This is a genomic window from Pseudomonas sp. (assembly GCF_033723075.1).
Lineage (GTDB): Bacteria > Pseudomonadota > Gammaproteobacteria > Pseudomonadales > Pseudomonadaceae > Aquipseudomonas.
The window spans coordinates 240,608-252,933 of sequence record NZ_JAWVXU010000005.1; the positions used below are offsets into that span (position 1 = coordinate 240,608).

The following is a 12,326-nucleotide window of genomic DNA, read 5'->3' on the forward strand; positions in this document are numbered from 1 at the left end:
GGAATTTTCCAATCCATGGGCAAATCGCTGGTCATCGTGGAATCCCCGGCCAAGGCCAAGACCATCAACAAGTACTTGGGCAACGAGTACGTGGTGAAGTCGAGCATCGGCCACATCCGTGACCTGCCTACCAGCGGTTCGGCAAGTGCTGCCAAAGAGCCCGTCAAACGTGGCAAGGCCGCGGCGGGTGAAGTGCCGGCGTTGTCGCCCAAGGAAAAGGCCAAGCGCCAACTGGTGGCGCGCATGGGGGTCGATCCCGAACATGGCTGGAAGGCCAAGTACGAAATCCTCCCGGGTAAGGAAAAGGTCGTTGAAGAACTGCGGCGGTTGGCCAAGGATGCCGACACCATCTATCTCGCAACCGACTTGGATCGCGAGGGAGAAGCCATTGCCTGGCACCTGCGCGAATCCATTGGTGGCGACGACAGCCGCTACAAGCGCGTGGTATTTAACGAGATCACCAAGAAGGCCATTCAAGAGGCCTTTTCCAAACCGGGCGAGTTGGACATCAATCGGGTCAATGCCCAGCAAGCACGCCGCTTCCTTGACCGTGTAGTGGGCTACATGGTTTCGCCACTGTTGTGGGCCAAGATCGCTCGTGGTCTGTCGGCTGGCCGGGTGCAGTCGGTGGCGGTGAAGTTGGTGGTCGAGCGCGAGAAAGAAATTCGCGCCTTCGTTCCTGAAGAATATTGGCAGGTGCACGCCGACCTGGGCACGGCCAAGGGCGCCAATGTGCGCTTCGAGGTGGCTCGCGAAAACGCTGCGGCCTTCAAGCCGCTGAACGAAGCCCAGGCGATGGCTGCCCTGGCAACGCTCGAGGCATCCAGCTACAGCATTGCCAAGCGTGAAGACAAACCGACCAGCAGCAAGCCGTCGGCACCGTTCATTACTTCCACCCTGCAGCAGGCGGCGAGCAACCGCCTGGGCTTCGGGGTGAAGAAGACCATGATGATGGCCCAGCGTCTGTATGAAGCCGGTTACATCACCTATATGCGTACCGACTCGACCAACCTGTCGGCCGATGCCGTGAGCATGGTGCGCGATTTTATCGAAGGCGAGTTCGGCAAGAAGTACCTGCCGGCCAACCCGATGGCCTACAGCAGCAAGGAAGGGGCCCAGGAGGCGCACGAGGCGATTCGTCCGTCTGAGGTCAACCTCAAACCGACCCAGCTAACCGGCATGGAACGTGACGCCGAACGCTTGTATGAGCTGATCTGGCGCCAGTTCGTGGCGTGCCAGATGCCGCCTGCCGAGTACCTGTCGACCACCGTGACCGTCACCGCCGCGCAGTTCGAGTTGCGCGCCAAGGGCCGGATTCTCAAGTTCGACGGTTACACCCGGGTATTGCCGCAAATGAGCAAGCCGGGCGATGACGATGTGTTGCCGGACATGGCCCAGGGCGATGCACTCAAGCTGATCAAGCTCGATCCGAGCCAGCACTTTACCAAGCCGCCGGCCCGCTATTCGGAAGCGAGCCTGGTCAAGGAGATGGAGAAGCGCGGTATCGGTCGTCCGTCGACCTACGCGGCGATCATCTCGACCATCCAGGATCGTGGCTATGTCGCACTGCACAACCGGCGTTTCTACTCGGAAAAAATGGGCGATATCGTTACCGGACGCCTGAGCGAAAGCTTCTCTAATCTGATGGACTACGGCTTTACCGCTGGTATGGAAGAGCACCTGGACGATGTGGCTCAGGGCGAGCGCGAGTGGAAGCATGTGCTCGATGAGTTCTACGGCGACTTCAAGAAGAAGCTCGAAGTGGCCGAGGCCAGCGACAGTGGCATGCGTGCCAATTTGCCGACGCCGACCGATGTCCCGTGCCGCGAGTGCGGCCGGCCGATGATGATTCGTACCGCCTCCACCGGGGTGTTCCTCGGTTGTTCCGGCTATGCGCTGCCGCCTAAGGAGCGCTGCAAATCGACCATCAACTTGGTGCCTGGCGATGAAATCGCCGCGGATGATGAGGGCGAGTCGGAATCGCTGGTGCTGCTGGGCAAGCATCGCTGCGAGAAGTGCGGCACCGCCATGGATGCCTACCTGCTCGACGAGACGCGTAAGCTGCATATCTGCGGCAATAACCCGGATTGCACGGGTTACGAGATCGAACAGGGTCAATTCCGGATCAAGGGTTATGAAGGCCCGAGCCTGGAGTGCGATAAGTGTGGCAGCCAGATGCAGCTGAAGACCGGGCGTTTCGGCAAGTTTTTCGGTTGCACCAATACTGAGTGCAAAAACACCCGCAAGCTGCTGAAAAGCGGTGAGGCTGCTCCACCGAAGATGGATCCGGTAAAAATGCCGGAGCTCAAGTGCGAGAAGGTCAACGACACCTATATCCTGCGCGACGGTGCATCGGGTCTGTTCCTGGCTGCCAGTCAGTTTCCGAAAAACCGCGAGACCCGTGCGCCGCTGGTATTGGAGCTGATTCCGCACAAGGACGAGATCGACCCGAAGTATCACTTCCTCTGCGATGCGCCGAAGAAGGACCCGGAAGGTCGTGCGGCGGTTATTCGCTTCAGTCGCAAGACCAAAGAGCAATACGTGCAGACCGAGGTCGAGGGCAAACCCACCGGCTGGCGCGCATTCTATGACGGTGGCAAGTGGAAGGTCGAAGACAAGCGTTGATCGGACAAGGCGCGCGTCTGCAGGCAGCAGGCGCGCGTATAGTGGCCTGATCGGTCTGTAGTGGAGGGTGCCTGATGGCCCATGAACTGTACACCCGCACCAACCAGAAACTCTTCTATGCCGGTCTGTCGCTGGAGTCCTGGCGCGCCGCGCAAGAGGGGCGGGCGGTCAATGCCCTGGCCCTGATTCAGGCCGAGCGTGAGGCGACACTATTCCATCTCTATGGAGCACTGCTTGGGTTGTGTCATGAGATCGCTGGCTACTACCGCTTGCCGCAAAGCAATGCAGTGCGTGCCGAGCAGTTGCTTGACGAGGCGCTGTTGGAGGCTGCGCCCAGTCCTGAATTGGCCGAGCTTATTGAGTTGTCACAGCAGTCGGAAACCTGGCTGGCCCAGCTTCTGAAGGCTTATGGCGAGCTGTTTCAGCCACCGCAGGCGGCGAAAAAGGTCAAGGTCGACCCGCGCACACCCTTGATCGAGGCGATCAGCCTGGATCAAGAGAATCCGCCCCTGGCGCGTGAAGTCCTGGAGGTCTGGCGGCAGGAGCTGAAGGGCTTGGCCAAGCGCTTTCGCGAGTCCTTGAGCGAGTGGTGAGCTTGAGAGGCTGAGGGAAATCGCTTGCCTGCTGCGCTCGCCCGACGGCCCTCGATATTTTCCAAGCCTCTGAGTTTGGATAAGCGGGCTAGGGTGAGCTCTGGTCGACTGTTACAATGCCTGCCTTTCGTGGAGAGCCAGCCTTATGCCTACATCCTACCTTGAGATCGTCGAGTTGCCCGATGGGCGCATTGCACTGCGGCGTGCAGAGGACGAAGAAACCTTGGTGGTGCTGGACTTTTCCGCTGATGCCAAGGATTTCCTGCAGGGTCAGCATATCGAGGTAGCCAAGGCTATGCTCAGTGTCGGCGTGCAAATGGCCGGAAAATTGGCTGAGGGTGATTTTGACCACGCTCAAGGCCCGCGCGTGCTGCATTGATTGCGGATGGGGTGTCTCGACGCTGATATTGCTGCCGGTAGCCGGAGCTATGTGTTTTGGCTGGCTCATGTGCCCGGATGATAGCGTCGTCTCATGCGCAGTCCTTGTGCCATTGCTCGCGAAGTTTACCCCAGACTGATGTTGAGGCTCTGCGCCTTGCCCTGTCGTGCGGCCTGCTCCAGTTGCTCCCGAGCATGCTGCTCAAGAGGGTGAAGCCAGCTGATAACGGTATGGCTACGACCCAGCTTCAGTGCCTCCTGAGCCAGCTGCAAGGCGCTTTGTTTGCCTCGCGGATGGAGCAGTAGAATGCGCTCTCGGTTGAGGCCGGCTTCCCGTAGCCAGGTTTGCGTCAGGCTGCTGGGTGGGGCGATCAGGCTCAGCCAGCGCGCATCGTTGTTTTGACTCAGCTCGCGGAGCATCGGGGCAAGCAGATTCAGGCAATGGCCGGCAGCTCCACGCAGTGAGATTTCACTGAAGGCTTCAGGGTTCTCCTGCCAGGGTGACTCCATCACCTGATTCAGTCGTGGCGTTACTGCCGACGCCATTAGCCCCTCGAACAGGGGCAACTGTATACGGTTTAGTGGCTGCGGGAACTGCATAGAACCTCCTCTAGCGGCGGATAACGCCGACACTCAAGCCTTCGATGATCAACTCCTGCTCTTCCAGATTGACTTCGATGGGGGCGAACTCAGGGTTTTCGGCAATCAACCAGACCTTGTTGCCTTCGCGCTTGAAGCGCTTGACCGTCACTTCGTCATCGATGCGGGCCACCACTACTTGCCCGTTGTGTGCTTCGCGGGTGGTATGCACGGCCAGCAGGTCGCCGTCGAGTATGCCAATGTCCTTCATGCTCATGCCGCGCACGCGCAGCAGGTAGTCGGCCCTGGGGTGGAAGAACTCGGGGTTGATTCGGCATGAGTCTTCAATATTCTGTTGCGCTAGAATGGGCGCGCCGGCGGCGACACGACCGATCACGGGTAAACCCTCTTCCCCGTTGCTGGGTTCGTAGCCAGGAATGCGAATGCCGCGTGATGCCCCGGGCGTCATTTCGATGGCCCCTTTGCGGGCCAGGGCCTTGAGATGTTCCTCGGCGGCATTGGGTGACTTGAAGCCAAGTGCCTGGGCGATTTCCGCACGGGTTGGCGGGTAGCCGTTGTCGTCAAGGCATTGCTTGATGAAGGCGAGAATTTCAGCTTGGCGTGGCGTCAGTTTCAGCATGTCGGGCTCTGTCTTTTTATCCAGTGACTGTGATTATATACAGTGATTCGGGGTTGGCAATCTTCCTTTGTTTTCTTGGCCAAAAATCGCCGCTTGCTGTTTCCTCTTGACTGCGGATTACTGGAGGGGGAGGGCAAGCATGTGCACCTGCGCAGATACGGGTGATTTTTGCTCTATACATGACTGTCCGGCCATAAAATGGCTCGCGTGACTTGACAAGACAGTAGGCCGAAACGTATGTTTCAAACAAGTGTTTGTCAGGTGGATAGTCATGGCTCAGTCGGAAACCGTTGAACGCATTCTCGATGCGGCGGAGCAGTTGTTCGCTGAGAAAGGATTCGCGGAAACTTCATTGCGGCTGATCACCAGTAAGGCCGGGGTCAACCTGGCGGCGGTGAACTATCATTTTGGGTCGAAAAAAGCGCTGATCCAGGCAGTTTTTTCGCGGTTTCTCGGTCCTTTCTGCAGCAGCCTCGAGCGCGAGCTCGATCGTCGACAGACCAAGCAGGAGGTGAAGGTCAGCCTTGAGGAGTTGCTTGAGTTGCTGGTGGATCAGGCATTGGCCGTGAAGCCGCGCAGTGGCAATGATCTGTCGATATTCATGCGTCTGCTGGGTTTGGCTTTCAGTCAGAGTCAGGGCCACCTGCGCAAGTATCTGGAAGAGGTGTACGGCAAGGTCTTCCGCCGTTACATGCTTCTGGTGCATGAGGCCGCGCCGCGTATCCCGCCGCTGGAGTTGTTCTGGCGGGTGCATTTCATGCTCGGCGCTGCGGCTTTCAGCATGTCCGGAATCAAGGCGTTGCGCGCGATGGCCGAGACCGACTTCGGGGTGGATACGTCGATCGAGCAGGTCATGCGCATGATGGTGCCGTTCCTGGCGGCTGGCATGCGTTCGGAAAGCGGTGTGACCGATGAGGCCCTGGCCGCTGCTCAGCTCAAGCCGCGCGTCAAGAACGCCGGCATACCCGCCAAGGTTTGATGCCACTCCAGGGTCTGTTGCCGTTTCCTCGCGAGCCGCGAACGAAACGGCAACAGACCCTAGTGGGCTTGGCGAGTCCGATCCGCTAAGCTAGTCGCCCATGCGTGCTCTCGATTTTCTGCATCTCTCTCTCGCTGATCAGTGCCTGTACGGCTTTGCCGACGGGCAGCTGTTGCTGCGCCTGCCGGTGTCCACCGCCCTCAAGGGGCCGGGTGAGCTGAATGGCTCCGGCTGCACGCCGCGTGGTTTGCATCGAGTGCGGGCGAAGATCGGCGAAGGCTTGCCCTCGGGCGCGGTATTGCGCGGTCGTCGCTGGACGGGCGAGGTCTGGTCGCCGGCCCTGGCTGCGCAGTTCCCCGATCGTGACTGGATTCTCACGCGGATTATCTGGCTCAGTGGTTGTGAGCTGGGGCGCAATCGACTTGGAGAGGTCGATACCTTCCGCCGCTATATCTATCTGCACGGCACGCCCGACACTGAACCCATGGGCGTACCGCGCTCCCACGGTTGTGTGCGGCTACGCAATGCTGATCTGCTGGTGCTGTTCCCGCGCGTCCCTGTTCAATGTGCCGTACAGATCGACGAGGCGCCGTGCCCGGTCTGGGCGGCGGCATCACTTTAGCTAAGGATTATCTGTGAGTTCACCCATGCAAGGCTCGTTGATGCTGGATATCGCCGGCACCTGGCTGACTGCCGAGGATCGGCAGCTTCTCCGCCAGCCCGAAGTGGCTGGCTTGATCCTGTTCGGGCGCAATATCGAACACCCGCGGCAGGTACGTGAGTTGTCGGCCGCAATTCGTTCGGTACGTCCTGATCTGCTGCTGGCCGTCGATCAGGAGGGGGGGCGGGTGCAGCGTCTGCGTCAGGGTTTTGTGCGTCTGCCGGCGATGCGTGCGATTGCCGATAACGCCAATGCCGACGTCTTGGCCGAACACTGTGGCTGGTTGATGGCCACCGAAGTATTGGCGGTGGGGCTGGATCTGAGCTTTGCGCCGGTGCTGGATCTGGATCATCAGCGCAGTGCCGTGGTGGGTAGCCGGGCTTTCGAGGCGGGTGCGCAACGCGCCACGCAGCTGGCGGCTGCATTTATTCGCGGCATGGGCGCGGCTGGTATGGCTGCGACCGGAAAGCATTTTCCCGGGCATGGCTGGGCCGAGGCCGACTCCCATGTGGCGATTCCCGTGGATGAGCGCAGTCTTGAGCAGATCCGCGCCAGCGACCTGCAGCCGTTCGCGCAATTGAGTCGGCAGTTGGCCGCAGTGATGCCGGCGCATGTGATCTACCCGCAGGTAGATGACCAGCCTGCCGGTTTTTCGCGACGCTGGTTGCAGGAAATTCTACGTGGTGAGTTGCAGTTCGCCGGGGTGATTTTCAGCGATGATTTGTCGATGGCCGGTGCTCACGTGGTGGGCGACGCGGCTTGTCGCATCGAGGCGGCGCTGACCGCGGGTTGCGACATGGGCTTGGTATGTAATGATCGTGCTGCTGCGGAGTTGGCGCTGAGCGCCTTGCAGCGGTTGCAGGTTGTTACGCCGCCAGGTTTGGCGCGTATGCGTCGCCAGGCTTTTCCGGGTACGGAATACCGGCAGAGCCCGCGATGGCTGGAAGCAGTGGGTGCATTACGCGCCGCGCAATTAATCGATTGAGGAGAGCTTGATGACTGTCTACGCCATTATCGGCGGTACTGGCCTGACCCAGCTGGATGGTTTGACCATTACTGCAGCACTGCATCTGGATACGCCCTATGGTTCCCCTTCGGCGCCGGTGCTGCGTGGCAAGTATGCGGGGCGTGAAGTGCTGTTCCTGGCTCGCCACGGTCACCCGCACCGGATTCCGCCGCATCAGGTGAATTATCGCGCCAACCTCTGGGCGCTCAGGCAGTCGGGCGCCAAGGCGATTATTGCGGTGAATGCTGTCGGCGGCATTCAGGCGGCCATGGGCACCGGACATTTCTGTCTGCCGCATCAGATCATCGACTACACCTCGGGGCGTGAGCACACCTTCTATGAGGGTGAGTTGGAGCATGTCACCCATGTGGATTTCGGCCACCCTTACGATGCCGAGTTGCGGGAAAAGCTGGCGGGGGCACTGTCTGCCGAGGGCTGCGCTTTCAGCGCTCAGGGGGTCTATGGCTGCACCCAGGGGCCGCGCCTGGAGACGGTTGCCGAGATCGCCCGAATGGAGCGTGACGGTTGCGATATCGTCGGCATGACCGGCATGCCCGAGGCGGTGCTGGCGCGCGAGCTGGCGTTGCCTTATGCCTGTCTGGCGTTGGTGGTGAACCCGGCGGCAGGTAAATCCACGGCATCGATTACCATGGCCGCGATCGAGCGCGCCCTGGACGAGGGCATGGGGCGGGTCAAGGCCGTCTTGGCCCATGTGCTGGCCGGCTGAGCATATTGGCCGTGAATGAATAAAGAGGGTCGCTATCGCGACCCTTTCTTTGTCCGCGCAAGGCGCTATGCATACCGTTTAAAGTGGGCTGATGCGTACCAGCAGCCCGAGGCTGCCGTGATCGAGGTAGGTCAGTTCGCCGCTCTGCAGGCGGACGCTGTGCTTGATCAGTTCGCTGCTGCTGAGCCAACCGCTGTCATCGAACCGATTAACCCACAGGTTGGCGCTCAGGTCGATAAGGCGATCCTGTTTCAGCTCAAGGGTGCCCTCGACCGGGAAATGGCCGGACTGTTCGCTGCCGGTGCTCAGCGCCACTCGGCTCGGGCTGGCGCCAATGTTCTGCGCCCAGGCTTTGTGCAGCAGTACGTTATAGCCGTTAGCCGGGGTGAGTTTGCCCGCTTCATTGTTTAGCGTGGTGGCGCGTTCCTGACTGGGGTCGATCGGCAATGCACCTTGTGCCCAATCGTCGGGGGCGGGGCGGGCGGCGGGAAGTGGCTGGGTTGTTTGCCGGAAGACGATCACTTCAACCTGGTACATGGCCTCGGCAAAGGCGGCGCTAGTGCTCAGTAGTGACAGCAACATAAGCGAGAGCGAGACCAGGGGGCGGAGTGCGCGCATGGGGTCAATCCTTTAGGCTGAGGGAGTCAGGCGCTCGAATAGCGCTTCCAGGGTGTCGAATCGATGCTCCGGGCGCTCCATAGGCACCTGGAATTTGAACAGTGTGGCGCCTTCGAACTTGTAACGGGCAGGCGCGCCCTGGATCAATTTGATCAGGGTCAAGGGATCGACACAGGTATCGGCGGCGAATTCGATGCGGCCGCCTTGTGGGCCGGCGTCGACCTTTTTGATGCCAAGCTTTTCCGCCTGCAATTTCAGCAGGGTCAGGCGCACCAGATTCTTGCTCGGTTCCGGCAGCAGGCCGAAGCGGTCGATCATTTCCACCTGCAGCTCGTTCAGGCTGTCTTCGTCGGCAGCCGAGGCGATGCGCTTGTAGAGGATCAGTCGCGCATGCACGTCCGGCAGGTAGTCCTCCGGGATCAGCGCCGCTACCCGCAGGTTGATTTCCGGGCCGCCACCCAGCGGTTGATCAAGGTTGGGTTGCTCGCCCTTGCGGATGGATTTCGCCGCGCGTTCGAGCATTTCCATATAGAGGGTGAAGCCTACCGCCTGGATCTGCCCGCTCTGGCCGTCGCCGAGCAGTTCGCCGGCACCGCGGATCTCCAGGTCGTGGGTGGCCAGGAGGAAGCCGGCGCCGAGGTCCTGGGCGCCGGAGATGGCCTCGAGGCGCTTCTGTGCGTCGTCGGTCATCTGCTTGCGCGGCGGCGTCAGCAGATAGGCGTAGGCCTGGTGGTGGCTACGGCCGACCCGGCCGCGCAGTTGGTGCAGCTGGGCCAGGCCGAACTTGTCGGCGCGCTCGATGATGATGGTGTTGGCGCTGGGCACGTCGATGCCGGTTTCGATGATGGTCGAGGCGATCAGCACGTTGAAGCGCTTGTGATAGAAATCGCCCATCACCTGTTCCAGCTCGCGTTCGCGCATCTGCCCGTGGCCGATGCCGATACGCGCTTCCGGCACCAGTTCGGCGAGGTCGGCGGCGCATTTCTCGATGGTTTTCACATCGTTGTGCAGGTAATAGACCTGGCCGCCGCGCAGCAGCTCGCGCAGCAGCGCTTCCTTGATGGTCGGGTTGTTCTGCTCCATGACGAAGGTGCGTACCGACAGGCGGCGCGCCGGCGGCGTGGCAATGATCGACAGGTCGCGCATGCCCGCCACGGCCATGTTCAGGGTGCGCGGAATTGGTGTGGCGGTAAGGGTGAGGATATCCACCTCGCTGCGCAGGGCCTTGAGCTGTTCCTTCTGGCGCACGCCGAAACGGTGTTCCTCGTCGATGATCACCAGGCCCAGGTTGTTGAACTGGACGTCACCCTGCAGCAGCTTGTGGGTGCCGATGACGATGTCGACCTTGCCCTCGCTCAGTTGCTGCATGGCGCTCGCGACTTCCTTGGTGCTCTTGAAGCGGCTCATCACCTCGACATTCACCGGCCAGTCGGCGAAGCGGTCGCGAAAGCTGTTGTAGTGCTGTTGGGCGAGCAGGGTGGTCGGCACCAGTACGGCGACCTGGCGACCGCTGTGCACGGCGATAAAGGCGGCGCGCATGGCCACTTCGGTCTTGCCGAAGCCGACGTCGCCGCAGATCAGGCGATCCATCGGCTTGGCCGAGAGCATGTCCTCGCGCACGGCATCGATGGCGGTTTGCTGGTCCGGGGTTTCCTCGAACGGGAAGCCGGCACTGAAGGTCACGTAGTCGAGCTGCGGGTCGGCGAAGGCATAGCCCTCGCGGGCGGCGCGGCGGGCATAGATGTCGAGCAGTTCGGCCGCCACATCGCGCACCTGTTCGGCGGCCTTGCGCTTGGCTTTCTGCCAGGCTTCCGAGCCGAGGCGGTGCAGCGGCGCCAGGGCGTCGTCGCTGCCGGTGTAGCGGGCGATCAGGTGCAGGCTGGCCACGGGAACGTAAAGCTTGGCTTCCTCGGCGTACATCAGGGCGAGGAACTCGGCGGCCTGACCGTCGATTTCCAGGGTGATCAGGCCCAGGTAGCGACCGACGCCGTGATCGATATGCACCACGGGCGCGCCTTCGCGCAGTTCGGTGAGGTTCTTGATCACGTTGTCGCCGCCGTCGCGCGACTTCTCGCGGCGGCGGCGTTGCATCACCCGTTGACCGAACAGCGGGCTCTCGGCGATCAGGGCCAGGTCGTCGAGCAGCAGGCCGTCGTCGAGCGGGGCGATGGTGATGCCCAGGCGCTCCTTGCTGGCGGTGAATTCCGGCCAGCTGGCCACTTCCCTGGGCTTTAGCTTGAGGCGGGCGAGCAGTTCCAGCAGTACTTCGCGGCGCCCGGCGGACTCGGCGCAGAACAGTACGCGGCCCGGATACTCTTCGATAAAGCGGCGCAGGGCGGCCAGGGGGTCGCTGGCCTTGGCCTGGATCGCCAGGTCGGGCAAGGGTTGTGCGTTGAAGCGCTGGCGGCCGACGCCCGGTTCGATGTCTTCCTGGCTGATGACGACCCGTGGCCAGTCTTTCAGGCGGGCGAAGCAGTCTTCCACCGGCAGGAAGATGTCGGCCGGCGGTAGCAGTGGGCGTTCGGGGTCGACCCGGCGCTCTTCATAGCGATTGCGTGCATCGTTCCAGAAGTGCTCGGCGGCTTTTTCCACGCCGGGCAGGGAAAATACCTGAGTGTCCTGCGGCAGGTAGTCGAACAGGGTCGCGGTTTCTTCGAAAAACAGCGGCAGGTAGTACTCGATGCCGGCCGGGGTGATGCCGGTGGACAGGTCCTGATAGATCGGGCAGCGGCGGAAGTCGACATCGAAGCGTTCGCGAAAGCGTCCGCGAAAATCGCTGACGGCCTTTTTCTCCAGCGGAAATTCGCGGGCCGGCAGCAGCTTGATCGACTCGACCTTGTCGATCGAACGCTGGGTTTCCGGGTCGAAGGTGCGCAGGGTCTCGATCTCGTCGTCGAACAAGTCGATGCGATACGGCTGGTCACTGCCCATCGGGAACAGGTCGATCAGGGCACCGCGCACGGCGAATTCGCCGTGTTCGTAAACCGTGTCGACGCAGCGATAGCCCGCCGCTTCCAGGCGGGTGCGCATGTCGTTGACATCGAGCTTCTGGCCAGCGTCCAGCACCAGGCTGCTGCCGAGCAGGAAGCGCTTGGGGGCCAGGCGATGTAGGGCGGTGGTGATTGGCACTACCAGAACGCCATGTTTCAGCTCTGGCAGGCGATAGAGTGCGGCAATGCGCTGCGAGATGATGTCCTGATGCGGTGAAAACAGGTCGTAGGGCAGGGTTTCCCAGTCGGGGAAATGCAGAACCGGCAGCTCCGGGGCGAAAAAGCTCAGTTCCTGCTGCAGGCGCTCGGCGTTCTGGCTGTCGGCAGTCAGCAGCAGGGTAAAGCGCTTGGCAGCGCTGGCAGTTTCGGCAATCGCCAGGCTCAATGCGGCACCGGGCAGGTTGCCCCAGTGCTGTTTCCCGGCGGTGGCGGGCAGGGACGGTAGACGCAGTACGGACACGGGCGGCTCACGGGCATGGCGACAGGGCCCGCGATTGTAACTATCCGCGCTGGTTGCTGTCAGTGTTTCG

The 12,326-nt window shown here is 61.4% G+C and carries 11 protein-coding genes; 7 read left to right on the top strand and 4 right to left on the bottom strand.

The genetic code is table 11. The annotated features are described in order from the left end of the window. Positions 1 to 15 precede the first annotated feature (15 nt). The 3 genes from topA (at position 16) to R3355_RS08540 (ending at position 3,597) form a co-directional block, all read left to right on the top strand. A complete protein-coding gene (gene topA, locus R3355_RS08530; protein ID WP_318960839.1) occupies positions 16 to 2,625 on the top strand; it encodes a type I DNA topoisomerase in 2,610 nt (869 codons plus the stop codon). Positions 2,626 to 2,699: 74 nt separating this feature from the next. Further along, complete coding sequence (locus R3355_RS08535; RefSeq protein WP_318960840.1) at positions 2,700 to 3,218, top strand: DUF6586 family protein; 519 nt, start codon at positions 2,700 to 2,702, stop codon at positions 3,216 to 3,218. A 145-nt stretch (positions 3,219 to 3,363) separates the two neighbouring features. Next, a complete protein-coding gene (locus tag R3355_RS08540) occupies positions 3,364 to 3,597 on the top strand; it encodes a hypothetical protein (protein WP_318949020.1) in 234 nt (77 codons plus the stop codon). 125 nt (positions 3,598 to 3,722) lie between these two features. Here R3355_RS08540 and sulA read toward each other — a convergent pair whose 3' ends face one another. Then, positions 3,723 to 4,196, bottom strand: coding sequence for an SOS-induced cell division inhibitor SulA (gene sulA / locus R3355_RS08545; protein ID WP_318949021.1), 474 nt, complete (start codon positions 4,194 to 4,196; stop codon positions 3,723 to 3,725). 10 nt (positions 4,197 to 4,206) lie between these two features. After that, the gene (lexA, locus tag R3355_RS08550; RefSeq protein ID WP_318960841.1) at positions 4,207 to 4,815 is read right to left on the bottom strand and encodes a transcriptional repressor LexA; all 609 of its coding nucleotides are present in this window, start codon (positions 4,813 to 4,815) and stop codon (positions 4,207 to 4,209) included. A gap of 271 nt (positions 4,816 to 5,086) precedes the next feature. Between lexA and R3355_RS08555 the strand changes: the two genes are divergently transcribed. From R3355_RS08555 to R3355_RS08570, 4 genes are all read left to right on the top strand, one after another. Next, the gene (locus R3355_RS08555) at positions 5,087 to 5,794 is read left to right on the top strand and encodes a TetR/AcrR family transcriptional regulator (protein ID WP_318960842.1); all 708 of its coding nucleotides are present in this window, start codon (positions 5,087 to 5,089) and stop codon (positions 5,792 to 5,794) included. Positions 5,795 to 5,894: 100 nt separating this feature from the next. Then, positions 5,895 to 6,416 carry a L,D-transpeptidase gene (locus tag R3355_RS08560; protein WP_318960843.1) on the top strand — a complete coding sequence of 174 codons (522 nt, stop codon included), beginning with the start codon at positions 5,895 to 5,897 and terminating at the stop codon, positions 6,414 to 6,416. 25 nt (positions 6,417 to 6,441) lie between these two features. Next, positions 6,442 to 7,440 (top strand): beta-N-acetylhexosaminidase, encoded by a 999-nt coding sequence (nagZ, locus tag R3355_RS08565; RefSeq protein WP_318960885.1) that lies wholly within the window; start codon positions 6,442 to 6,444, stop codon positions 7,438 to 7,440. Positions 7,441 to 7,450: 10 nt separating this feature from the next. Next, a complete protein-coding gene (locus tag R3355_RS08570; protein ID WP_318960844.1) occupies positions 7,451 to 8,188 on the top strand; it encodes an S-methyl-5'-thioinosine phosphorylase in 738 nt (245 codons plus the stop codon). 78 nt (positions 8,189 to 8,266) lie between these two features. Here R3355_RS08570 and R3355_RS08575 read toward each other — a convergent pair whose 3' ends face one another. Beyond that, positions 8,267 to 8,806 (bottom strand): CsiV family protein, encoded by a 540-nt coding sequence (locus tag R3355_RS08575; protein ID WP_318960845.1) that lies wholly within the window; start codon positions 8,804 to 8,806, stop codon positions 8,267 to 8,269. A 12-nt stretch (positions 8,807 to 8,818) separates the two neighbouring features. Further along, positions 8,819 to 12,256 carry a transcription-repair coupling factor gene (gene mfd, locus R3355_RS08580; protein ID WP_318960846.1) on the bottom strand — a complete coding sequence of 1,146 codons (3,438 nt, stop codon included), beginning with the start codon at positions 12,254 to 12,256 and terminating at the stop codon, positions 8,819 to 8,821. Positions 12,257 to 12,326 lie beyond the last annotated feature (70 nt).